This window comes from Reyranella sp. GW821-FHT12G01 (genome assembly GCF_058806575.1).
The window spans coordinates 3,652,594-3,674,651 of sequence record NZ_JBXAPV010000001.1 but is presented as its reverse complement, the minus strand read 5'-3'; the positions used below and the strand labels follow the sequence as shown (position 1 = coordinate 3,674,651).

21 protein-coding genes are annotated in these 22,058 nt (G+C 66.3%); 12 read left to right on the top strand and 9 right to left on the bottom strand.

Annotated features, from left to right (window positions below; translation table 11 throughout):
* Positions 1-16: 16 nt before the first annotated feature.
* The gene (ygfZ, locus tag AC1RP5_RS17790) at positions 17-895 is read right to left on the bottom strand and encodes a CAF17-like 4Fe-4S cluster assembly/insertion protein YgfZ (RefSeq protein WP_493112685.1); all 879 of its coding nucleotides are present in this window, start codon (positions 893-895) and stop codon (positions 17-19) included.
* Between the two features lie 91 nt (positions 896-986).
* A complete protein-coding gene (locus tag AC1RP5_RS17785) occupies positions 987-2,018 on the bottom strand; it encodes a hypothetical protein (RefSeq protein ID WP_493112683.1) in 1,032 nt (343 codons plus the stop codon).
* Positions 2,019-2,247: 229 nt separating this feature from the next.
* Here AC1RP5_RS17785 and AC1RP5_RS17780 point away from each other — a divergent pair, with 229 nt between their 5' ends.
* Genes AC1RP5_RS17780 through AC1RP5_RS17760 form a run of 5 tightly spaced genes read left to right on the top strand, consistent with a single transcriptional unit; the run spans position 2,248 to position 7,516 of the window.
* Complete coding sequence (locus AC1RP5_RS17780) at positions 2,248-2,991, top strand: hypothetical protein (RefSeq protein ID WP_493112682.1); 744 nt, start codon at positions 2,248-2,250, stop codon at positions 2,989-2,991.
* 49 nt (positions 2,992-3,040) lie between these two features.
* Complete coding sequence (gene acuI / locus AC1RP5_RS17775) at positions 3,041-4,033, top strand: acrylyl-CoA reductase (NADPH) (RefSeq protein ID WP_493112680.1); 993 nt, start codon at positions 3,041-3,043, stop codon at positions 4,031-4,033.
* A gap of 39 nt (positions 4,034-4,072) precedes the next feature.
* Entirely contained in the window at positions 4,073-5,398 is a 1,326-nt protein-coding gene (gene aptA, locus AC1RP5_RS17770) for an omega-aminotransferase AptA (RefSeq protein ID WP_493112678.1), read from the top strand.
* Between the two features lie 21 nt (positions 5,399-5,419).
* Positions 5,420-6,055 carry a LysE family translocator gene (locus AC1RP5_RS17765; RefSeq protein WP_493112676.1) on the top strand — a complete coding sequence of 212 codons (636 nt, stop codon included), beginning with the start codon at positions 5,420-5,422 and terminating at the stop codon, positions 6,053-6,055.
* A 48-nt stretch (positions 6,056-6,103) separates the two neighbouring features.
* A complete protein-coding gene (locus tag AC1RP5_RS17760; RefSeq protein WP_493112675.1) occupies positions 6,104-7,516 on the top strand; it encodes a phospholipase D-like domain-containing protein in 1,413 nt (470 codons plus the stop codon).
* On the opposite strand, the gene AC1RP5_RS17755 is transcribed toward AC1RP5_RS17760, so the two are convergent.
* Both AC1RP5_RS17755 and AC1RP5_RS17750 read right to left on the bottom strand, forming a co-directional pair.
* Positions 7,507-8,175 carry an endonuclease/exonuclease/phosphatase family protein gene (locus tag AC1RP5_RS17755; RefSeq protein ID WP_493112673.1) on the bottom strand — a complete coding sequence of 223 codons (669 nt, stop codon included), beginning with the start codon at positions 8,173-8,175 and terminating at the stop codon, positions 7,507-7,509. The two genes, AC1RP5_RS17760 and AC1RP5_RS17755, sit on opposite strands and share 10 nt — an antisense overlap.
* Positions 8,172-9,974 (bottom strand): cation:proton antiporter domain-containing protein, encoded by a 1,803-nt coding sequence (locus AC1RP5_RS17750; protein ID WP_493112672.1) that lies wholly within the window; start codon positions 9,972-9,974, stop codon positions 8,172-8,174. Before AC1RP5_RS17750 ends, AC1RP5_RS17755 begins: the two co-directional genes overlap by 4 nt.
* A 77-nt stretch (positions 9,975-10,051) precedes the next feature.
* Here AC1RP5_RS17750 and denD point away from each other — a divergent pair, with 77 nt between their 5' ends.
* A complete protein-coding gene (denD, locus tag AC1RP5_RS17745) occupies positions 10,052-11,056 on the top strand; it encodes a D-erythronate dehydrogenase (RefSeq protein ID WP_493112670.1) in 1,005 nt (334 codons plus the stop codon).
* A 22-nt stretch (positions 11,057-11,078) separates the two neighbouring features.
* On the opposite strand, the gene AC1RP5_RS17740 is transcribed toward denD, so the two are convergent.
* Positions 11,079-11,888, bottom strand: a complete 810-nt coding sequence (locus AC1RP5_RS17740) for a class I SAM-dependent methyltransferase (protein WP_493112669.1) — start codon at positions 11,886-11,888, stop codon at positions 11,079-11,081.
* A gap of 216 nt (positions 11,889-12,104) precedes the next feature.
* Here AC1RP5_RS17740 and AC1RP5_RS17735 point away from each other — a divergent pair, with 216 nt between their 5' ends.
* The 5 genes from AC1RP5_RS17735 (at position 12,105) to AC1RP5_RS17715 (ending at position 16,493) form a co-directional block, all read left to right on the top strand.
* Entirely contained in the window at positions 12,105-13,343 is a 1,239-nt protein-coding gene (locus AC1RP5_RS17735; RefSeq protein WP_493112667.1) for a hypothetical protein, read from the top strand.
* An 11-nt stretch (positions 13,344-13,354) separates the two neighbouring features.
* A complete protein-coding gene (locus AC1RP5_RS17730) occupies positions 13,355-14,698 on the top strand; it encodes a hypothetical protein (RefSeq protein ID WP_493112665.1) in 1,344 nt (447 codons plus the stop codon).
* An 82-nt stretch (positions 14,699-14,780) separates the two neighbouring features.
* Entirely contained in the window at positions 14,781-15,371 is a 591-nt protein-coding gene (locus AC1RP5_RS17725; RefSeq protein WP_493112663.1) for a hypothetical protein, read from the top strand.
* Positions 15,368-15,931: a hypothetical protein gene (locus AC1RP5_RS17720; protein WP_493112661.1), complete on the top strand. Its 564-nt coding sequence runs from the start codon at positions 15,368-15,370 to the stop codon at positions 15,929-15,931. The genes AC1RP5_RS17725 and AC1RP5_RS17720 overlap by 4 nt, the downstream gene beginning before the upstream one ends.
* Entirely contained in the window at positions 15,918-16,493 is a 576-nt protein-coding gene (locus tag AC1RP5_RS17715) for a hypothetical protein (RefSeq protein ID WP_493112659.1), read from the top strand. The genes AC1RP5_RS17720 and AC1RP5_RS17715 overlap by 14 nt, the downstream gene beginning before the upstream one ends.
* A gap of 3 nt (positions 16,494-16,496) precedes the next feature.
* Here AC1RP5_RS17715 and AC1RP5_RS17710 read toward each other — a convergent pair whose 3' ends face one another.
* From AC1RP5_RS17710 to pxpB, 4 genes are all read right to left on the bottom strand, one after another.
* Complete coding sequence (locus AC1RP5_RS17710) at positions 16,497-17,768, bottom strand: hypothetical protein (protein WP_493112657.1); 1,272 nt, start codon at positions 17,766-17,768, stop codon at positions 16,497-16,499.
* Positions 17,769-17,854: 86 nt separating this feature from the next.
* Positions 17,855-19,405, bottom strand: coding sequence for an acyl-CoA carboxylase subunit beta (locus tag AC1RP5_RS17705; protein WP_493112656.1), 1,551 nt, complete (start codon positions 19,403-19,405; stop codon positions 17,855-17,857).
* Positions 19,402-20,484: a 5-oxoprolinase subunit C family protein gene (locus AC1RP5_RS17700; RefSeq protein WP_493112655.1), complete on the bottom strand. Its 1,083-nt coding sequence runs from the start codon at positions 20,482-20,484 to the stop codon at positions 19,402-19,404. Before AC1RP5_RS17700 ends, AC1RP5_RS17705 begins: the two co-directional genes overlap by 4 nt.
* Positions 20,481-21,215: a 5-oxoprolinase subunit PxpB gene (gene pxpB / locus AC1RP5_RS17695; RefSeq protein WP_493112653.1), complete on the bottom strand. Its 735-nt coding sequence runs from the start codon at positions 21,213-21,215 to the stop codon at positions 20,481-20,483. The genes AC1RP5_RS17700 and pxpB overlap by 4 nt, the downstream gene beginning before the upstream one ends.
* Positions 21,216-21,253: 38 nt before the next feature.
* On the opposite strand from pxpB, the gene AC1RP5_RS17690 reads away from it, so the two are divergent.
* Complete coding sequence (locus AC1RP5_RS17690) at positions 21,254-22,051, top strand: LamB/YcsF family protein (RefSeq protein WP_493112651.1); 798 nt, start codon at positions 21,254-21,256, stop codon at positions 22,049-22,051.
* The last annotated feature ends 7 nt before the right edge of the window (positions 22,052-22,058 follow it).

Below are 22,058 nucleotides of genomic sequence, written 5' to 3'. Positions count from 1 at the left end.
CCGTAAGCTCTTGCGGCTAGGGGGCCGAAGGTTCGGGCAGGCGCATCCAGTCCGGAACTTCCGGCACGATGCGCGCGTCTCCCGCCATCAGCGCGCCACCACCGCCACGCGCTGCATCGAGGCGCAGCATCGCCAGCGCGCGATCGCCGGTGCCGGATCGCAACTCGCCCACTTCCTCGCCGTCGCGATGGACAATCGTACCGGGTGCGGGCAATGCGCCCTCGACCCTGACGGGAAACAGGCGCTTCTTGATCAGGGCGCGATACTTGGTGCGGGCCGTCAGCTCCTGGCCCATGTAGCAGCCCTTCTTCCAGTCGACGCCGTTCAACTCGTCGAAACCGTTCTCCAGCAGCAGCGCCTTTTCGACCTGAAGGTCGCGGCTGCCGTCGGGCACGCCAAGCGGCAGGCGCAGCGCGTCGTAGGCGGAGAGCGGTGCCTCCGTGAAGCCGCGAGCAGATAGAAGCGTCGCTGCTTGCCCCACGGGCGCGACGACGCGGACACCAAGCGTTTCCAGGCGAGGGTCGACGAACGACACCGCGCCTTCGAGGTCGAGCGCCTTTGAGGCGTCTTCGCCGAAGGCCGCGACGACCTCGAGCGTGTCGGCCTTGTCCTCGACGGTCACCTTGGAGCGCAGCGTGTACATCTTGAGTTTCTTCGCGAGCGCCGGCGCGCGCTCGCGCTCCGTCTCCAGATAGAAGACTTCGCCACCGGCGTCGGCCACGAACATATCGTTCAGGAAACGGCCCTGCGGAGTCAGCAGCGCCGCCCAGATCGCATGGTCCGACGCGACCTTCCGGGTGTCGTTCGAGATCAGTCCCTGCAGGAACTCGACGCGGTCGGCGCCTGCGATCGAGATGACGCTGCGATGAGGCAGAAGAGCGAAATGAGAGGACATGCAGCAGCAGAGTTGGGGGCGGCCTTGCGACTTGGCAAGCGCCTCATGGCCACAACTGCGATGTGGTTATCCGAAGCGCCGCCGGTCGGCGTTACCTGGCGGCGTTCTTCCGGCGCCTGAGGTCGTCCTGGTAGGCCAGTCGGACCGACGCGGAGCGATGGGTCGGCCAGGCAAACAGGCTGCAATCCACGCCCATGTCGTCCAGTACCGCGAGCGCTTCGTTGCGCACGGCCGGGTCCACCGGCGGTTCGCGCTCGGCATCATCCGACGGACGCATGTGGCTGTTGCCGCCATTGCGCGTGCCGTCGAGCGAGCGACCCAGCTTCTCCTCGATGGCGCGCATGTGTTCCTTGCGCGCGAGTCGCACGACCGCCGGCAGCATCGGCCATTCACGCCGCACGCCCGAGAAATGCGCGAGCAGGTGCATCATCGTCTCGACCGGACGGTCGATCAGGTTCTCGTAGGGGATGAGCTTCACCAGCCTCGGATGTCGCGCCGCCTGGTACTGGTAGGAAATGAACTGGCGTGCGTAGGAAGTCAGGGCCGCATCGAACAGGTATTCCCGGAACGACATGTCGGCGACCGGGCGCCCGCGAAAGGTATGGTACGCGGGATTTACGTGCGCCTGGCAGTAGCGGAAGTACGAAGAGGCCTGATCGATCGGGTTGCGATAGACGAGCGCAATCGGCGCCCCGCGCCCCTTGCGGGCGGCGCGTTCCATCGCCGGCACCTTGACGGGTGCATAGTCGTACGCCGCCAGATCGACCGGCGTGTTGCGATAGTTCGTCTCTTCGTGGAGACAGTCGTAGCCCGGCACATGGAAGCTGGTCTGCTTCCACCAGTTCGTCGTTCCCGCGAGGTCGCTGAACCCGGGACAGACAGTATGGCCGATGAACAGATGATCCGCCGGCAGCGCGCCCGCGACCCGAAACAGCGGGCCGCCTCTGAAGCGCGCGAAATCGAAGGCCGCCCCTTGCGGATTGCCGATGACGTCACCGGTCAGCAGGTCGTCGAGACGACCACCGCGTTCAAGATGACAGAGGAAGGAGAATACATACCGCAGGAACCAGGTACCCGACCGCGGAACCGTCGATAGGACGGGGAGGCTGAAATCTGCGAACATGTGACTTGGTACGCAAGAAGCGCCCGTTGTCTCCCCGTAACTATATGACAAAATTACTTTAACAGGCTCTGGCTCTCCGGGGTGCTTTTTTTGCGGGGATGATTCGGATTCCGGTTGTAAGAGTTTCCGGTCTCTAGCTTGCCGATTTCACGGATATTGCGTGCACATAGCGCTTGGCAACAGGTCGCCGAACGATGATCGTCTGACGCAACTGTGAGCGGGGGCGGCAATGAAAAATGTTCTGTGGTGGATCTGCCTGCTCGTCGCCCCGGCGGTCCTGATCTCGATCGAACTGTTTCATCCTTCGGGATTCACGGCGGATCCCGGCATGTACCAGTATCTGTCGCATTCCGAGCATCATGAGGCAAAGTTCAGTGCGTTGGGCTATTTCGGCCCTCACTGGTGGTTCGTGATGCACATGATCCAGACGCCGACCGTCGGTCTCGTCGCGGTCGGCCTCTGGCTCACGGTCGATGGAATCGGCGCCGCGGATGGAGCGGCTGCACGCTTTGCGGTGTGCCTCGCCCGGGCGGCGCTCTTCGTCTTTGTGATCTACTTCACGGTACTCGATGCGATCGGCGGCATTGGCCTTGGTCGCACGATCCTCGTGGTCCAGGGACTGGTGGCCGGTGGAAAACTCGATCCCCAGCAGTTGGCCGGAGTCGAATTGCTGCTCAACACGCTCTGGGTCGATCCGGTGGTCGGCGGCGTCGGCTCGTTCGTCAGCGAGACGGCGTCGTGGGCCGCGTTCGCCGCCGCGGTCTTCATCGCCGCCGCCCTGCTCCTGTCGGGGCGGGTGCCGTCGGACGTTTCCGGTCTTGCCAACATGGCGGTGCTGGTCGCTTTCGGCTGGCAACTGCAGATCGCCCACGCCAGCCCGCATGGGCCGATCGCATTCGCGCTGTTGATCGTGGCTGCCGGATGGATGCGCTGGCGCGGTCCGCGAAACGCGAGCCTCGTCTGGACTGTTTGAACACCGGGCGCCTTGCTACAGAACGACGGCTTTTCGCTGAGGAGACATCATGACGTTCCGCGCGCTTGTCCTGAACCAGGGTGCCGACCGCAAGGTCAGCGGCGCCATCGAAACCCTGTCCGATGACAGACTGCCGGCGGGCGATGTCGTCGTGAAGGTCGACTACTCGACCCTGAACTACAAGGACGGTCTCGTCCTCACGACGGGCGGCGGCCTGGTGAAGACCTGGCCGCATGTCGGCGGCATCGATTTCGCGGGAACGGTCGAGACCTCGGACAACGCCGCCTTCAGGGCCGGCGACAAGGTGGTGTTGAACGGCTACCGCGTCGGTGAACTGCACTGGGGCGGCTACGCCACCAAGGCGCGCGTGAAGGGCGACTGGCTGGTCAAGCTGCCGGACGCCATCTCGCCCAAGCGGGCCATGGCGATCGGCACGGCGGGCTACACGTCGATGCTCTGCGTGATGGCGCTCGAGAAGCACGGGATCAAGCCGGCGTCGGGCGAGATTCTGGTGACCGGCGCGGCCGGCGGCGTGGGCTCGGTGGCCGTCGCGATCCTGGCCAAGCTCGGCTACACGGTCGTCGCGGCCACGGGCCGCGTCCAGGAAGGCGAGTACCTGAAGTCGCTGGGCGCCACGACCATCATGGATCGCAAGGAACTGACCGAAGCGGCGGACCGCCCGTTGCTCGGCGAGCGGTTCGCGGGCGTCGTCGACACCGTCTCTGGCGTAATGTTTGCTAGGGCGCTGGCGCAGGTGAAGTACGGCGGTGCGGCAGCGGTTTGCGGCCTCGCGGCCGGACCTGCGTTCCCGGGCTCGATCCTGCCCTTCATCCTGCGCGGCGTGTCCGTCTACGGCATCGACTCGGTGATGCTGCCGAAGGCGCCGCGCGAGGAAGCGTGGAAGCGTCTCGGGAGCGACCTGCCACTCGACAAGCTCGACAGCACCGTGAGCGAGGCGGGGCTGGGCGATCTGATGGCGCTGGCCCCAAAAATCCTCAAAGGAGAGATACGGGGCCGCGTAGTTGTCGACGTGAACAAGTGATAGCGTAACCTCAACTTCATCAAACTCGAAGGTCCGCCGATGACGCCGCCGAACACCGCGCCTGCCGCCAACAATCTCGAAGCGTTCTTCATGCCGTTCACCGCGAACCGGCAGTTCAAGAAGAACCCGCGCATGCTGGCCAAGGCGAAGGGTGTTCACTACTGGACGCCGGAAGGCCGCAAGATCATCGACGGCACGGCCGGTCTGTGGTGCGTCAACGCCGGTCACGGCCGCGAGGAGATCAAGGCGGCGATCGCCAAGCAGCTCGACGAGATGGACTACGCGCCGTCCTTCCAGATGGGTCACCCCAAGGCCTTCGAGCTGGCGGCGCGCCACGCCGCCCTGCTGCCGGGCGATCTCAACCACGCCTTCTATTGCAACTCGGGTTCCGAGGCGGTCGACAGCGCGCTCAAGATCGCGCTGGCCTACCATCGCGCCAACGGCCAGGGCACGCGCACCCGCTTCGTCGGCCGCGAGCGCGGCTATCACGGCGTCGGCTTCGGCGGCATTTCCGTCGGCGGCATGGTGAACAATCGTAAGTGGTTCGGCGCGATGCTGCCGGGTGTCGATCACCTGCCGCACACGCACCTGCCGCAGAACGCCTTCTCCAAGGGCCAGCCCGAGCACGGCGCCGAGCTCGCCGATGCGCTCGAAGGCATCGTCAACCTGCACGACGCCTCGAACATCGCGGCCGTCATCGTCGAGCCCTGCGCCGGCTCGACCGGCTACCTGCCGCCGCCCAAGGGCTATCTCGAGCGCTTGCGCCAGATCTGCGACAAGCACGGCATCCTGCTGATCTTCGACGAGGTCATCACGGGCTTCGGCCGTCTCGGCACCGGCTTCGCCGCCGACAAGTTCGGCGTGATCCCAGACCTGATGACGGTGGCCAAGGGCATCTCCAACGCTACCGTGCCGATGGGCGGCGTGTTCGTGCGCAAGACCGTGTTCGACGGTCTGATGAACGGACCGGAGAACGCGATCGATCTGTTCCACGGCTACACCTACTCGGCCCATCCGCTGGCCTGCGCCGCGGCCTCGGCAGTCCTCGACATCTATCGCGACGAGAACCTGTTCGAGCGCTCGGCCGAGCTCTCGCCCTACTGGGAAGCCGGCGTGCACTCGCTGAAGGGCCTGCCGAACGTCGTCGACATCCGCAACCTGGGCCTTGCCGCCGGCATCGACCTGGCGCCGAGCGGTCCGGTCGGCACGCGTGGCTTCGCCGCCTTCACCAAGGCCTTCGAACTCGGCCTGATGGTGCGCCAGTCGGGCGACGCCATCGCCATGTCGCCGCCGCTGGTGATCGAGAAGGCGCAGATCGACGAGATCATCGACATCACGGCGAAGACCATCAAGGCGATCGCCTAAAGTCGTTTGGGGGAGGATGAGATGGTGTCGCTGACGGCCTTGGTTGCATTCAGCGCGGTGGCGCTCGGAATGGTGCTCACCCCCGGGCCGAACATGGCCTATCTCATCTCCCGCTCGATCTGCCAGGGCCGGGTCGCCGGACTGATCTCCCTTGGTGGCGTGGCGCTTGGCTTCGTCACCTACATGCTGCTGGCGGCGTTCGGCATCACGGCACTGCTGTTCGCCATACCCTACGCCTACGATGCGCTGCGACTGGCCGGTGCAGCCTATCTCGGCTGGTTGGCCTGGAGTGCGTTGCGCCCGGGCGGCCGCTCGCCCTTCGAAGTGCGGACCTTGCCGCCCGATTCCCCGCGGCGGCTTTTCGCCATGGGCCTGCTCACCAATCTCCTCAATCCGAAGATCGCCGCGCTCTATCTCTCGCTGCTGCCGCAATTCGTCGACGCCGACCGGGGTGACGTGCTGGGCCAGACACTGCTGCTCGGCTCGACCCAGATCGTGATCAGCCTTTCGGTCAACGCGCTGATCGTGCTGGCGGCCGGCTCCGTTGCAGCCTTCCTCGCCGGCCGGCCGTTCTGGATGGCCGCGCAGCGGTGGTTGATGGGCACCGTGCTGGCCACGCTCGCGGTACGCATGGCATTCGACACGGGTCGTCGCTAAAACGGTTCCTCGACCAGCCGAGAGGCAAGGGCCGGGGAACATGGCGCAGTGATTCTCGACGACAATCTGACGGCGCTGGTGGGCGCGACCGCCGCGGTGGCCCACGTTGCCATCGCCGGAGCTGTCACGATCCATGTGCTGCTCTACAAGCGCAGCGTCGGCGCCGCGGTCTCCTGGATCGGCATTGCCTGGCTTTCGCCTTTCCTGGGCGGGCTGCTCTACGCCGTCATGGGCATCAACCGCGTGAAGCGGCGCGCCCAGAGGCTGAGGCGCCAGCGCCTGCCGCTGGCCATCGCCGACCCGGACGTCACGGTCGCGACGGATTCGCTGACACCGCTCGAATATGCGATCGGACGCCTGACGGGCCTGCCGTCGATGCCCGGCAACATCGTCGAGATGCTGCACAGTGGCGACGAAGCCTATCCCCGCATGCTCGAGGAGATCGGCCGCGCGCAGAAGAGCGTCGGGCTCTGCAGCTACATCTTCCGGGCCGACGCGGCGGGCGGGAAGTTCCATCAGGCGCTGATCGACGCGCAGAAGCGCGGCGTGAAGGTAAGGGTGCTGATCGACGGGATCGGCAGCGGCTATTTCCGGTCGGGCACCTACGACGTCCTGCACAAGGCCGGCGTGCCGGTCGCGCGATTCCTGCATTCGTACTTCCCGTGGCGCACGCCGTTCCTGAACCTGCGCAACCATCGCAAGCTGCTGGTGATCGACGGCCGCGTGGCCTTCACCGGCGGGCTCAATATCGGTGAGGAGAACGTCCAGGCCTCCAATCCGGCCCATCCGGTGCGCGACACGCATTTCCGCATGGAAGGCCCCGTGGTCGAGCAACTCACCGACGCGTTCGCCGACGACTGGCTGTTCACCACAGGCGAGCAGCTTCCCGACGAGGACTGGTTCCCGCCGCTCGAGCCGATCGGCCAGGTGTCGGCGCGGGTCGTACCGTCAGGCCCCGACGAGGACATGGAGCAGATCGAGTTCGCGACGCTGCACGCCATCTCCTGCGCGCGCGAATCGATCCGCGTGGTGACGCCGTACTTCCTGCCGGGCGAACCGCTCACCATGGCGCTGGGGCTCGCGGCCATGCGCGGCATCAAGGTCGACATCCTGCTGCCGGAGAATTCCAACCACGTGATCCTCGATTGGGCGCGGCAGGTGCCGCTCAGGCCGCTGATCGAGGTGGGCTGCCGGATCTGGCTGCTGCCCGCGCCGTTCGATCATTCAAAGCTGATGACGATCGACGATTCCTGGTCGTTCATCGGCAGCGCCAACTGGGACACGCGCAGCTTCCGGCTGAACTTCGAGTTGAATGTCGAACTGCACGATGTCGAGTTTGCACGCAAGATCGTGGCGGCGACCACGCCGCAACGGCGCCTGACCTTGGCCGAGATGGACGGCGATCCGTTGCCGATCCGCCTGCGCAACAGCGCGGCGCGGCTGTTGCAGCCCTACCTGTAGAAACGGCGCAGCCGGTCCTTGCGGGCCCGCGCCGGCGCGGGTTCGGCATGAGGGCCAGCAAGGCTCAGCTCGAGCCTGATCGGCCGATGGTCGGAGGGGCCGAAGTCGAGCGCGGCGGAGGCGCGGCAGACGAGCCCGTGAGCCAGGCAGCGGTCGAGTCGGACCGGCATGACGTTTCCTGAAAGGTGAGTCGGCTCGCGCGGGCCGACATCGGCGAAGCCCGGCAGGATCACCGGACCGACGGCGTTGTAGTCGCCGATGATGGCCGACGGCTTGCCCTGCAACGCGGCGGCGATGCGGGCGAGCTGGCGCCGGTTGAGAAGCTGACCGTGCGAGAGATGGACGTTGGCGAAAGTGATGTCGCCGATCTGGAAGATCTGCGCGCGCCGGCGCGGCAGCCGCCCGGGCAGGCGCGATGCCGGCAGCGACAGCGCCACGGGACGCGGGAAATGCGTCGGGCTCCAGACAGCGAGCCCGTGGATCCGTCCCAGCCAGGAGAGCCGGTAGAAATGCCCGCCGACTAGCTCCGGTAGCTTCTCGATATGCTGTGTCGCTTCCTGCATCAGCAGGACATCGGGCTTCTGGATGTTGATAAGGGTCGCCACGTCCTCGACGGCCGCACCGGTGAGACGCAGCAGGTTCCAGCTGATGACCTTCACGTCCGGCCTGCCTTCTCGCGGCGGGCGCGGCGGATCTGCGCGGTCATCGATCCGGTGCCGCCGGCGGCAGTCTGCAATTCGTTGCGCACCTGCTCGCGGCGCTCGTGGATCGAGGCGATGACGAGACCCATCGGTACGCCCAGCCCGACCAGCGCGGACTCCGCGAGCTGAAGGCTGGCTTCGATCGTCTCGGGCACCGTGTCGGTGACCGCGAGCGTGTAGAGATGGCGGGCATGCTGGGCATCGTGTGCGCGCGCCACGATCATCACGTCGGGCCGGCGGGCGCGCACGGCACGCACCACGTCGTCGACGGCCGCGGTATCGATGGTGACGATCACGCCGGTTGCCTCGTCGACGCCGCAACGCTGCAGGAACAGCGAGTTTGAAGCATCGCCGAAATAGACGGGGCGGCCCAGCTTGCGCCAGCGTTCGACCCTGACCGCGTCGTGGTCGGCGGCAATGTAGGAGATTTCGTGCTTGTCGAGCAGGTCGCACACGAGCTGACCGACGCGGCCGTGGCCGACCACGATCACGCGTTTCACATGATCGGCAGGCGGCAGCGGTGTCGCCGGTGCGTCGCCCGTCACCTGCTTGGCCACGCGCTGGGCGGCGCGGCGCGCGAACAGCGACACGAACGGCAGGGTGCCCATGGTGAGCGACACCACGGCCAGCACGCCCGCCGCGACACCGGGCGCGACGAGGCCGAACTGCGAGGCAAGGCCGATGCCGATGAAGGCGAATTCGCCGCCCGGCGCCAGCAGCAGGCTGGTCTCGACGCTGGCGGCCCAGGGCACGCCGAACAGGCGGCAGAGCGGGATCAGCAGGACCGTCTTGGCGACCATCATGGCAATGAAACCGCCGATCACGAGCAACGGTTCCCGCCAGATGAAGCTCAGGTCGATATGCATGCCGACCGAAAAGAAGAACACGCCGAGCAGCAGGCCGCGGAACGGGTCGATCATCGCTTCGACGGCGCGGCGGTATTCCGTCTCGGCCAGCAACAATCCGGCGATGAAGGCGCCCAGCGCCATCGAGAGGCCGGCGAAGGCTGCGATCACGCCCGAGCCGACGGCGATCAGCAGCGTCGCGGCCATGAAGAATTCGGGGTTGTCGGTGCTGGCGGCGAGGCGAAACAGCGGTTTCAGCACCAGCCGGCCGACCAGCGCGATCACCGCGACGGCCACGCCTGCCTCGACCACCGCGATGATGACGCCCTGGACGACCGAGCCTTCCGAATGTCCCCCCAGCGCGCTGATCAGGAAGAGGAGGGGTACGACGGCCAGATCCTGTGCCAGCAGGATGGCGAAGCTGGCGCGGCCGGTGGTCGACATCATGCGGCGCTGGCCCGACAGTAATTCCATCACGATGGCGGTGGAGGAGAGCGCCAGGCAGGTGCCGATGATGAGGGCGGCGGCGGCTGGCTGGCCGAGCCAGAGCGCCGCCAGGCTGATGACGACGGCCGAGAGGACCACCTGCAGCCCGCCCAGTCCGAAGACCAGGCGGCGCATGGTGATCATGCGGCGCATCGAGAGTTCGAGGCCTATGAAGAAGAGCAGGAAGACGATGCCCAGGTCGGCAATGAAGGCGATCTGCCTCTCGCCCGTGACCGTCATCCAGTCGATGGCGCGGGAATAGTCGGCCAGCCGGCCGAGACCGTGCGGGCCGAGCGCCGCGCCGACCACCAGGAAGCCGAGGACCGGGCTGATCTTGAGACGGTGCACGACGGGCGCGACGACGGCCGCTGTTCCCAGGACGATGAGGGCGTCCTTGAACACATAGATGTCGCTGGGTCCTGCCATGTGCCTGCAAACATAGACTGCGAGCGACGATCTGTGCACACTTTCATCGACACAACGAAATCGGGACGGAAACGAACATGAAGGTGGTCATCACCGGCGGCGCCGGCTTCCTCGGAAAGAAACTCGCCCGGCGCATCCTGCAGCAGGGCGCGATCGCAGGCGCTTCCGGGCAGCCGGAGAAGGTGAGCGAGCTGCTGCTGTTCGACGTGGGACATGCGAGCGGACCCGGTCTCGACGATCCGCGGATCAAGACGGTGGCCGGCGACATCTCCAATTTCGCGACGGTGCAGTCGATCGTCCAGGGCGCCGCGACGGTGTTCCATTTCGCCGCCGTGGTCAGCGCCGGCGCCGAAGCCGACTTCGACCTGGGTTATCGGGTCAATCTCGAGGGCACGCGCAACGTGCTGGAAGCCTGCCGCGCGCTCGGCACAAATCCGCGCGTGGTCTTCACCAGCTCGCTGGCCGCCTTCGGTGGCGATCTGCCGCCGGCCGTGACCGACGACACGCCGCTCACGCCCCAGACGTCCTACGGCGCGCAGAAGTCGATCGGCGAATTCCTGGTCCGCGACTACACCCGCAAAGGCTTTTTGCGCGGCACGGCGGTCCGTCTGCCGACGATCTGCGTGCGCACCGGCCTGCCCAACAAGGCCGCGTCGACCTGGGCCAGTTCGGTCGTTCGCGAGCCGCTGACCGGCGTGGACGTCGTCTGCCCGGTGACGCCGGAAACGATTATGGTGGTGCTGAGCCCGCGCAAGACGGTCGACGCTTTCATGCGCCTGCACGACCTGCCGCCGGACGCCTTCGGCCCAGGCCGAACGCTGCTGCTGAACGGCATCAACGTGACGGCGAAGGAACTCGAGCAGGCGGTCGGGCGCCACGCCGGCAACCGCAAGGTCGGCAAGGTGACGTGGCAGCACGATCCGGCGATCCAGAAGATCTGCGACGGCTGGCCCCAGGGCATCGATTCGGCGCGGTCGCGGAAGCTCGGCTTCGAGACCGACAAGGATCTCGACGAGGTCGTCCGCAATTTCATCGCCGACGATATCGACGAGCAGATGAAGATCGTGAAACCCGCGGCCTGACGGTCGCGGGGAAGGCGCGGCCCTAGCGGCCGCGCAGCATCCGCCAGCCGTTCTGGAGGTGGCGCATCGGCCCCCACACATGGCGCGTCCGCATCATGTGCCAGCGCTGCGGCTCGTTGTCGGGGCCCGCGATGGCGCCGGCATCGTCGACATAGTCGGTGATGCCGACGGCGTCGGTGTCCCAGGGGCCGGTCGTCTTGAAGATCGTCGTCTTCGCGCCGTAGCCTTGCAGGGTCCGCGACATGCCCGACGCCATGAAGTCCATGTAGCGCGGCAGGCTCTCGGGGCGGCAGAGGTAGCCCTTGTTGAACCCGACCGCGAGCAGGCGGAAGCTGAACGGGTTCTTCTCGAGGAAGCGGATGACCTCGGTCGTGTTGGCCGGGTAGCGCGGCGAGAAGAAATCGTCGATCACGACGATGCCGTCGGTGTTCACGATCCGGTTGGCGAACTCCAGTTCCCGGTAGACCGCCGTGCCGGTGTGCTCACCGTCGATATGGAACCAGCGCACCGACTGGTGCATCGCCTGCAGGTCGAGCTTGGCCGGCAGGTCGGCCGACGGGCCGGAGAGGGGCACGATGTTCGTGGCTTGGGCGCCGACCGACTCGATCGAGCGGCGGACGGCCGGTTCATCCAGCCTGAGGTCGCACAAATAAAGCTTCTCGTTGCCCTTGCGATAGGACGCGAGGACGGAGGCCGAACGGCCCCGCCAGACGCCGATCTCGAACAGATCGCCTGAAATATTGGCCTGCTGATCGAGCAAGGCGCGCCAGACGCAATAGGACTGGAACATGAACCAGCCCGGAATCGCGTCGATTTTCTCCCAACTGAGCATCCGCCATCCTCGTTTGCCGCGCCTTGCTAACAGCGCCCCATCGACGCTGCAAGCCGTCAACGCTTGCGCCCCCCGCGAGGGTCCTGTAGGCCCGCTCGCGGGGAAATGCCAACAACTACAGTCGCATACAGGGCCACGGTCGGCCTTCTCTGGACCCTGGTGCTCTGGCACAGCTGGGAATGCCGGGGACTTTTCGTCGACGGATCTGCATTCCTCGTGCAGATCGCGCGTCGGGAGTTCTTTTTCGACTTCTACGATCCCCGCCTGTTCGCCATGGTCCTGGGGCAGGTTCCGATCCTGACGGCGGTGTTCCTGGGGGTCACCGACCTGCATCTCATGGCGCAACTGTTGTCGCTGGGCCTTTTTGCGCTGCCGACCGCCCTCTATCACCTCGCCCTGATGCGGGTGAAGGACGACCCGATCCTGCTGGCGGCGGTTTTGGCGGCCATCGGCGTCGTGTTCATGACGACCTCCTTCTTCATCGTCGGCGAATACAACACGGCCTATGCCATCGGCATCGTCGTGGCTGTCCGCCTGGCGACGGCCAAGGAACTGAACGTAGCCGACGGCGCCTTCCTGGTCGCGGTCGGCCTGCTGGCGATCCGCGCCTACGAGGTGATGCTGTATCTCGGGCCGCTGCTGGCCGTGATGATTGGCTGGACGGTCTACCGGATGCGGTCGCGGCCGGCCGTCCCCACCACCCTCTACCTGCTCGCGATCCTGCCGTTCCTCGGGGGCATGCTGGTGGCCGCCAACTCGCTGATCCATCCCTTCTCGGAGGATCATCTCAGCCGCACGGCCGCGACGGCGCTCGATGCCTGGCAGAACGTCCAGTTCGATCTGGCGATGTGCGCGGCCCTGGTCATCTTCGGCTGGGCGGCGCTCCGCCCGCAGGATCTAGCCGGCCGCAAACCCTATCTTTTTGCCGGTTTCTTCCTGCTGCTGCTGGCGCTGTCGCCGCTGCTGGTGCTGACCGACACGCTGGTGCGGCCGCACGCCAAGTCGCAATACACCGCACGCAGCATCGCGGGCCTCGTCTCGGCGACCATCGTCGTGCTGATCTGGATCTACACCTCGCCGCTCGGCACCCGCATCGCCTCGTTCGTCGCCCTGCGCCGACCCGAAGTGTCTCGCCGCATGCTCGCCTTCGGCTGCCTGATGGTGATCGCGATCCTGCCCTCCAATGCGTACCTGACGCTCGAGTGGCGCACCTATCTGGAGACAGTGCGGACCATCGTTCGCAACCAGAGTGGGGTCATCGAATTCGACGACACACCGCTCGCCCGCCGGCCCCTGGAGACGCTGGTAGAGTCCTGGATCCTGCCGAGCCAAAGTCTGATCCTGCGCGCCAAGAAGGGCGACGGCATCATCGCGCCGCCGCGCGATTTCAATTCCTGGCAGCCTTTCCCGCCGGCCGAGCCCTATCCCCTCGGCTCTTACATCTGGCGCGACTGAGCGTGGCCGCCATGTCGCCCGTCGCCGCCGCCCGGGTTGTCATCCTGCTTCTCTGGGTACTCGCGCTGCACAACACGCTGACGTGCCGTGCCCTGTTCTGGGACGGCGCGTCGTTCCTGGTGAACCTGATCGACCAGGGCCGCTTCCACGACTTCTACGCCGCCCGTGCCCATGTCGATTGGGTGACGCAGGCCCCGGTCCTCCTGCTGGACAAATTGGGCGTGCGCGACACCAGGCTGCTGGCCATGGCCTACTCAGCGGCCCTGTTTGCCCTGCCGACGGCTTTCTATCACCTGGCCGTGATGCGCGTGCGTCGCGATCCCGTGCTGCTGGCGGCGATCCTGGCGATCATCGCCGCGGTCTACCTGCCGACCTCGTTCTTCATCGTCGGCGAGTACAACGTGGCCTTTGCCTGCATCACGGCGGTCATGGCGATCTTGGTCACGACCGATGGCAACAGCCGCCGGGATGCCGTGATGCTGCTGGCCTTCGGCCTGCTGTGCCTCAGGTCCTACGAGGCCATGATCTATCTCGGGCCCCTCGTGGCGGCCGCGATCCTGTGGTCGATGCGACGCGGCAGCGACGGACCGACGAGGGCCCTGAGCGCGCTGGCGGCGCTCGCCTTCAGCGGCGCGGCGCTCATCTCGGCGATCACCATCGTCGACTACTGGGACCATCCGCACTTCATGAAGGTGCGGTCCACCAGCGTCGACTTCTGGCAGAACATGCAATTCGAGATTCCGCTGATCGGCTTCCTGATCTGCGCGCTTGCGGGCCTGTGGCGACCGCGCTGGCTGCAGGGGCGGGGCCCGACCATCGTCATGGGCGTCATCGCAATCCTGCTCGCTTTGTCGCCCTGGTGGCGGGTCGTGCACAGCCCGTCGATCCTCTATCCACCGTCGCACTACGTCGCGCGCCAGGCCGCGGGTATGCTGCTGGCGGCGCTGCTGGTCGGCATGTGGGTGCAGGTGGCGCGCCGCGATCCGCCGCGGGTCTTTGCGGTCGTTCGTCAGCCCGAAGTGGCGCGGCGCATGGTGCTGCTGCTGGCCGTTCTCGTCGCGGCGGCGGCGGTGCCCGACGTCGCGCTGACGCGGCTGTGGAACGGCTATATCGAGCGGCTGCGCATCGTCGTGAACGAAAGCCACGGCCTGGTGCGGGCCGAGACGCTGCCGCTGCATGACTGGCCGAACAAGCTGTTCTTCCAGGACTGGACCTATCCGGCGCTGAGCGCCGTCGTCAGCCGTTCACCCGGCCAGTCCTACGTCGTCTCCGACCAGGATTATCTCAGCAATCCGCCGTTCGAGCCGGCCTGCGGACTCCTGCCGAAGCTGAAGGGATATAGCTGGCGAAGCTGAGCTTGCCGCGCCGGCGCGAGTGCCTATCTATGAAGTGACCGCTCGCGCTTCGGACCCCGTCGAGGATCACAGGCATCGCACGATGAAGGAATCTTTGTTCGGCAAGGCGAACAGAGCGTTTACGACGAAGATTCTGGCAGGCATTGGCGGACTGCTTGCCGCCTTCCTGTCATTCACGTTTTCCATCTACCAGAGCCGCACGGCGGGCGAGGTGCCGACGGTAGATCCCGGCAAGGCCATCGATGCGGGCCGCTGGAACGTCACCGTGACGTCGGCGAGCGTCGCACCGCAAATGCCCGACGGGTCGCACGTGCCGGCAGGCAAGAAGGCGCTGGTTGTCGATCTGGTTCTCGAGAATCGGTCCGCCGAGAGTTCGAACATCTATGGCGATGCGCTGAAGATCGAGAACGTCGCGGACGCTCCCAAGCCGTTGTTCTACCTGATGCGCGATCGGGCCTTGCTCTGGGACATGCAGCCCATGATGCCGGAGCAGGTGAAGGTGGTCTGGCAGGTCCCGCAGGACCAGGCGCTGCCGGCGCAGGTGAAGCTCGCTGTCGTCGGCGCGACCTTCAAGCCCAAGGATAATCTTTACGCGGCACCCGGCTGGTTTCCTGCCAAGCCGGTCGCCGTCGTCGATCTGCCCCTCGCGCCAGGCACCGAGGCCGGTCGATGAGGCGCCTGCTGTCGTCGGTGCTGATGGTCGCTTTGGCGGGTGCGATCCTGCTGTTCCTGCAATCGACGACGCCGCCCTACGCGATGTTGACCGGCCCGATCAGCACGTCGGGCGGGCAGGGCGACACCGTTGCCAGTCGGACCTTCAGCGCCCGGGTCGACAAAGCGGTGCAGGCAAAGACGATCGCCTACAAGCGCTTCGGCAAGGACGTGGAACGGGAGACGGGCGGCGTCTGGCTGCTCCTCGCCGTCGAGACGCGGGTCGGCCAGCAGACGATGCCGATCCGAGCGGCGACGATCCGCGGCGCTTCCGGCCGCCTCTACCGGCAGACGCGTCGCGCGGACGGGGCGCCGCAGCTCCTGTCGATGAAAGCGGTACAGCCGGGCCTGCCGACGACCGGTCTTCTCGTCTTCGAATTGCCGGAACAGGAAACCTCCGACATGGCGCTGCTGCTGTCGAGCCAGTATGGGCCGCAGCTCCAGGACGAGATCACGATCGCTCTCGACACGAAGAAGATCGCGGTGCGCGACAAGGCAGTGATCGGCAATGACGGACTCTAGGCGGGAGAAAAAGCTGCGGCTTTTGTCGCTGATCGCCTTGCCGCTGTTGCTGGTGGCGGCCTTCGCGGTGAATGCCCGGCGCAACGTCGGCGACTACGTTCAGCAGATCGAAACGAGCGCGCGGCCGGCCATCGCCGGACAGGCCTATGCCGGCGCCGAATGGCAGGTCGAGAAGGTCCGGTTGATCGGGGACGGGCGCGATACGAAGGTGACGTTTCCCGGTCAGATGCGTCTGGTGATCGTGCAATTGACGGCAATCGCGCGCGACCAGATCGGCGAGGGATGGTCGCAGTGCCGGTTCACGCTGATGGACGATCAGGGGCGTCGCTGGCTGCCGCTCGATCCGATCCTTTCCCGCGACATCAGCCGGGACCTCGACCGCAAGGCCAAGCCCGTCGATGGCTGCGGCATCACCTCGCTGCATCCGCCAGCCAAGGGCGCCAGCGTGACGATCGAAGAGAAGTTCGTCGTGCCGGCCGATATCCTGCCGTCCCTGAAGGCCCGGCTGAGCTTCGTCGGGACGCGCCCCGAGGCGATCGCCTTTCCGCTGAAGTTCGACTGATCTTCAGCGTCGGCTGTGCCACTCGCGGCCCTGCGCAAAGCCGATCTCGAGGGCGGCGGCCAGCAGGCATATCTTGATCGGCATGACGAGCAACCCGTCACCCGGCGCGCTGGGGCCGCCGAGGAACAGTGAGATTCCCTGGGCGATGATTTGCCAGAGCCGGAACTCGTGCGGCCCGACGAGTTGGGTGATGCCGTACCAAGCCCAGGCGGAACCCCAGTCGAGCAGTCGGAAGAGCACGATGGTCGTGAGCAACAGGCCGAGGCCCGAGCGCAAGGTGAGGCCCACGCCCTCGGCAAGCGCCCGGTAGCGTTTGATGGTACCGGCAATGAAATGCGCAGCGAAGTCCCGCACCGCTTTCGGCAGAGCCTGCCAGCGCGAAATCGCGCGGGAAAGGCGGCCTTCGCCGAGCGGCCTGGCATTGCTGATGTCGTAGCCGTAGACGACCGCCGCCAGCGTCATCCACACGACGGGATAGAGGCCGTAGAAGAAGAGCGAGGTCAGGCGCTTCGAGAGCGGCGCCGTCGTCGCTTCGGGCGGCGGCGGGAAGAGCGTGTTGGCCGCGGCCTCGCGAATCGGATCGAGAAAGCCCAGGAACACCCCGATCCGCGCAGCCATCTGGCCGATCCATGCACGGATCTCGCCCTCCCAGTTGGAGACGACGAAGAGGGCGATGAAGGCCCAGTTGGCTTCGCAGATGACGATGACGAGAGGCCAAACCGCCGCCTTCGAGCGCTTGTGCATGAACTTCGCGAAGCGTCTCACGGCCCAGGCCACGGCCACCGAGACGAACAGCCAGGTGCCGCCCGACACCTTAAGTAGGTTGCCGCTTTCGCCGGCCATCATGAGGTCGAGCGACAGCTTCGAGTAATCCCGGATCGTGTCGCTGAGAAACCCCCAACCGGCGTAGAAGGCGAAGAAGGGCACCAAGGTCAGGGTGAGAACGGAGGCGAAGCCGACAGGCTCTGAGGCAGCGGTCTCGGCGGGCGGTGCCTGGTTGGTCGTACCCTGCGCCGCTGAATCGAGCGCGGGCAGGGCGGGCCGCACGATCTCGAACAAACCGACGATGATGACGAGTTTCAGCAGTACGACCAGCGACAGAGTCGACAGGCCCGCCAGGGTGTTGAGGCGGCCGATCATCGCGGCGAATTCGTTGAGCAGCAGATTGCCGATGATCCCGGCGGCCCACAGCGCCATCAATTGCGGCCAGTAGCGCCAGAGCAGCCGCAGCGTCAGCGCGGGAAGCCGCAGGACCGGTTCGAGGAACGACGACACATGAAGCGGCACGCACCGAAGATGGAGTCAGACCACGCGTCCGACAACCGCGGAATTTTTCGTATTCGCCTGTCCGGCGAGGGAACCTAAGGCCGCATCCACATGTTTGCGGGGCCGCTGCCGCGTACCGGCGCGGCCAGCTCGACGAACTCGCAGAGAATCTTGCGCGTGTCGCGCGGATCGATGATCTCCTCGATCCAGAAGCTCTCGGCGCTGCGGAAGGGCGAGCGCAGCTTGTTCAGGCGATCGCCGATCTCTTCCATCTTCGCCTTGGGATCGTCGGCGGCGTCGATGTCGGCGCGATAGGCGGCCTCGATGCCGCCCTCCAGTGGCAGCGAACCCCAACGGCCCGACGGCCAGGCGTAGCGCCAGTTCATGCGCGAGCCGTTCTGGTGCGCGGCACCCGCCACGCCGAAGGCGTTGCGGATGATGAAGGTGCACCACGGCACGGTCGTCTGGAACATCGACGACATGGCGCGCACGCCCTGGCGGATGACGCCGCTCTTCTCGGCCTCGAGGCCGATCAGGAAACCGGGGCAGTCGCAGAAATAGACGACGGGGAGATGGAAAGTCTCCGCCAAGTCGAGGAAGCGCGTCACCTTCTGGCAGGCATCGGCCGTCCAACCGCCGCCATAGAACATCGGGTCGCTGGCCATCACCGCGACGGGCCAGCCGTCGACTCTCGCGAAGCCGGTCACGACCGAGCGGCCGTAGAGCTTGCCCATCTCGAAGAAGCTGCCCTGGTCCACGACCTTCTCGACGATCGGTCGGATGCGATAGACCTTGCGGATGTCGCGCGGGATCACGTCGAACAGCGCTTCCTCGCGGCGCGCCGGATCGTCGGTCACGGGACCGCGCGGCGGCGCGTCGTAGACGGAAGAGGGCAGGTAGGAGAGGAAGCGGCGCGCGGCGGCAAAGGCCTCGTCCTCGCTGTCGACCGCTTCGTCGATCGCGCCGGCGCGGAGCTGGATCTCCCAGCCACCGAGTTCCTGCTTGTCGTACTGCTTGGGGCTGAGGCGGTTCACCACCGGTGGCCCGGCGACGAACATCGCCGAGACTTCCTTCACCATCACCGAGTAATGCGTGGCGGCAAGGCGCGCGGCGCCGAGGCCCGCGACGGAGCCGAGGCCGAGACCCACGGCCGGGACGGCGCCCATGTTGCGCACGGCCCATTCCCAGCCGGCGACACCGGGCACGTTGGCGCGGCCCGTCGTCTCGATGGTCTTCACCGAGCCGCCGCCGCCCGAGCCTTCGATCAGGCGGATGACGGGAATGCGGTACTGGTTGGCGTAGCGTTCGACGTAGTTCGACTTCTCCTTGATCGTGGCGTCGGCCGAGCCGCCGCGCACGGTGAAGTCGTCACCGGTGACGGCGACATGCCGGCCGTCGATCTTGCCGCGGCCCATCACGACGTTGGCGGGCGTCAGCTCGACCAGGTCGTTCTTGCCGTCATACTCGGCCTTGCCGGCGACGCTGCCGATCTCGCGGAAGGAATCCTTGTCGAGCAGCCGCTCGATGCGCTCGCGCACCGTGAGGCGGCCGCCATCATGCTGGCGCTTGACCTTGTCGGCGCCGCCCATGCGCTTCGTCATCTCCTGACGGCGGCGCAGTTCGTCCATTTCGGGTTGCCAGCTCATGACGGCGCTTCCTCGTATGCGTTTTCGTAGACGATACCGCCGATCAGGTTCTCTTCGTAGAGCCGGGCGAGGTCGATACCGCCTGGCGGGCGCGCCACGACGAAGCCCGCAATCGCGGCCTGCAACCGTTTCTCCTGGTCGCGACGCAGCGCCTCGGCTTCCTCGACCGTGATGGCCGTGAAGTGCACCGTCTGGCCCGGCAGCACCCGACCCAGCCGCGGCAGGTCGACGGAAGCCACGGTCGCGATCTTGGGATAGCCGCCGACCGTCTGCCGGTCGGCCATCAGCACGATGGGGAGGCCGGCGCCTGGCACCTGGATGGCGCCGGGCGCGATGCCGTCCGAGATGATGTCCGCACCGCCCTTGTCGATGCTCTTGGCGTGGGCAATCGTCGGGCCTTCGAAGCGGATGCCCATGCGGTCGGCTTCCTTGGAGACGCGGTACTCGGACTCCACGAAGGTGCGGCGACCTTCCTTGCTGAAATATTCCTCCTGCGGGCCCCAGATCACGCGCAGCGGCCCGCTGCCATAGTCGAACGGCTCGGCGAGCTTGCGCTGGTTGCCCGCCGGCGCATTCGCGAGCGCGAGCGGCAGCACGTCGTCGGCGGCGAGCTTGCGGCCGTCGAAGCCGCCGACGCCGGCCCGCGAATAGGTCGACAGGCTGCCCATGAAGAGCGGCAAGGCGAAACCGCCGGCGATCGCGATATAGGCCGAGCTCGATCCCTCGATCGTGCCGACACGCAGGATCTGCCCGCGCTTCAGGAGATGGCTGCGGTCCGACTCCAGCGGCTTCGGCGTGGCGTTGGGTCCATCGAGCAGCATCGGCGAGAGCGGTCCCACGAGTGCCACGCGCACGCTGTCGGCCTCGACCAGAAGATCGGGGCCCATGACGCCGATCTCGATCCCGGCGGTGTTCGCCGGATTGCCGGCGAGGGCATTGGCCAGGGTGAGGCCGATACGGTCCATCGCGCCGGCCGTCGGCATGCCGAGCGCCATGAAGCCCATGCGGCCAAGATCCTGCAGCGTATCGAACAGGCCGGCCCGGACGACTTTCAGGCTCGCGGTCGGGGTCTCGCTCATGTCTTCACCAGGCTCGCCCAGTCGAAGGTGCCGGCTTCGACTTCGCGGGCGATACGGTCGTAGGTCTTGCGATCGACCCGCTGGAAGGCCAGCGAATCGCCCGGCGACAGGAAGACCGGCTGCTCACGGCGCTGGTCGAACATCCACAGGGGCGTGCGACCGATCAGGTGCCATCCACCCGGGCTCTCGAACGGATAGATCGTCGTCATGTCCATGGCGATGGCGACCGACGAGCGCGGAACGCGGACCCGCGGCTGGGTGCGGCGGGGCAGGAAGAGGGACTGTTCCAGACCCGCGACATAAGCGAGGCCCGGCATGAAGCCCAGCACATAGACCTTGAACGGCGAGGCGAGATGGGCGGCGATCACCTGCTCGGGTGTCTTCTTGGTGCGCTCGGCGACCTCGGCGAGGTCGGGCGCGAATTCCGGATCGTCATAGCAGCAGGGGACGGTGAGCCGGCGGCTCTTCGCGCCTACGGGAAGCCCGCGGGCGACCAGCGCATCCACCTGGGGCTGGAGATCGGACCGGGAGGTCACGAGCGGGTCGTAGGTGACCATCAGGGACCGCATTGTGGGAACGGTCTCGACGACCCCGGAAATCTCGCCGGCCTCGCGGGCCAGGCCGATGGCGGCATGCAGCGCCATGACCCTGCCGTTGATCTCGGGGGAGATTTCGTTGCCGAATTCGACGGTGAAGGCGGTGTCGCCGCAGGAGAGGTACCGAACGCTCACATCTGCTAGGATAGCGCGTCAGATTGAGGGAGTCTCCCATGGCTGCAGCCACCAACGCCGGACACGTCAACATCAACTCGGACCTGGGCGAAAGCTTCGGGCCATGGGTCATGGGCAACGACAACGAGGTGCTGAAGATCGTGACCTCGGCCAACGTGGCCTGCGGCTTTCACGCCAGCGACCCGGGCGTGATGGTCGATACGGTGAAGCTCTGCGTGCAGAACGGCGTGTCGATCGGCGCCCATCCGGGCTTCGCCGACCTTCAGGGTTTCGGCCGCCGCGTCATCAACCTGTCGGTCAAGGAACTGGAGGCCAATATCGCCTACCAGATCGGCGCCCTGCAGGCGATCGCGGCCCTCCACGGCACCAAGGTCACCCATATGAAGCCGCACGGCATGATGGCCAACATGTCGGCGGAAAGCGTCGAGATGTCCGAGGCGATCGCGCGGGCCACGCGCGCGGTCGATCGCGACCTGATTTTCCTGGCCCAGGCCAATACCGAGCAGGGCAAGGCCGCCCGCAAGCTTGGCCTGCGCGTCGCCGAAGAGGTTTTCGCCGACCGCACCTACACCGATGCCGGCTTCCTGACGCCCCGCAAGGAAGCCAATTCGATGATCAAGGACCCGGCCAAGGCGGTCGAGCATGTCCGCCGCATGGTTGACGAGCAGGCGATCTACTCCACCTCGGGCAAGCGCATCCCCTGCCAGGTCGATTCCATCTGCGTGCACGGTGACGGTCCGACGGCCGTGACTGTCTCGACGGCCGTCCGTGAAGGGCTGGAGGCGGCGGGTATTCGCATCGTCCCGCTGCCGGAAATGCCCAGCCTTCGCCACTGAGCGCCGG

What these genes read in the sequence shown, in the direction of transcription:
- AC1RP5_RS17720 (WP_493112661.1), top strand. Translation starts at nt 15,368, where the DNA reads ATGAGGCGCCTGCTGTCGTCGGTGCTGATGGTCGCTTTGGCGGGTGCG.
- AC1RP5_RS17750 (WP_493112672.1), bottom strand. Translation starts at nt 9,974, where the DNA reads ATGGCAGGACCCAGCGACATCTATGTGTTCAAGGACGCCCTCATCGTC.
- AC1RP5_RS17715 (WP_493112659.1), top strand. Translation starts at nt 15,918, where the DNA reads ATGACGGACTCTAGGCGGGAGAAAAAGCTGCGGCTTTTGTCGCTGATC.
- AC1RP5_RS17785 (WP_493112683.1), bottom strand. Translation starts at nt 2,018, where the DNA reads ATGTTCGCAGATTTCAGCCTCCCCGTCCTATCGACGGTTCCGCGGTCG.
- AC1RP5_RS17700 (WP_493112655.1), bottom strand. Translation starts at nt 20,484, where the DNA reads ATGAGCGAGACCCCGACCGCGAGCCTGAAAGTCGTCCGGGCCGGCCTG.
- acuI (WP_493112680.1), top strand. Translation starts at nt 3,041, where the DNA reads ATGACGTTCCGCGCGCTTGTCCTGAACCAGGGTGCCGACCGCAAGGTC.
- AC1RP5_RS17730 (WP_493112665.1), top strand. Translation starts at nt 13,355, where the DNA reads ATGTCGCCCGTCGCCGCCGCCCGGGTTGTCATCCTGCTTCTCTGGGTA.
- AC1RP5_RS17765 (WP_493112676.1), top strand. Translation starts at nt 5,420, where the DNA reads ATGGTGTCGCTGACGGCCTTGGTTGCATTCAGCGCGGTGGCGCTCGGA.
- AC1RP5_RS17780 (WP_493112682.1), top strand. Translation starts at nt 2,248, where the DNA reads ATGAAAAATGTTCTGTGGTGGATCTGCCTGCTCGTCGCCCCGGCGGTC.
- ygfZ (WP_493112685.1), bottom strand. Translation starts at nt 895, where the DNA reads ATGTCCTCTCATTTCGCTCTTCTGCCTCATCGCAGCGTCATCTCGATC.
- denD (WP_493112670.1), top strand. Translation starts at nt 10,052, where the DNA reads ATGAAGGTGGTCATCACCGGCGGCGCCGGCTTCCTCGGAAAGAAACTC.
- AC1RP5_RS17690 (WP_493112651.1), top strand. Translation starts at nt 21,254, where the DNA reads ATGGCTGCAGCCACCAACGCCGGACACGTCAACATCAACTCGGACCTG.
- AC1RP5_RS17740 (WP_493112669.1), bottom strand. Translation starts at nt 11,888, where the DNA reads ATGCTCAGTTGGGAGAAAATCGACGCGATTCCGGGCTGGTTCATGTTC.
- aptA (WP_493112678.1), top strand. Translation starts at nt 4,073, where the DNA reads ATGACGCCGCCGAACACCGCGCCTGCCGCCAACAATCTCGAAGCGTTC.
- AC1RP5_RS17705 (WP_493112656.1), bottom strand. Translation starts at nt 19,405, where the DNA reads ATGAGCTGGCAACCCGAAATGGACGAACTGCGCCGCCGTCAGGAGATG.
- AC1RP5_RS17725 (WP_493112663.1), top strand. Translation starts at nt 14,781, where the DNA reads ATGAAGGAATCTTTGTTCGGCAAGGCGAACAGAGCGTTTACGACGAAG.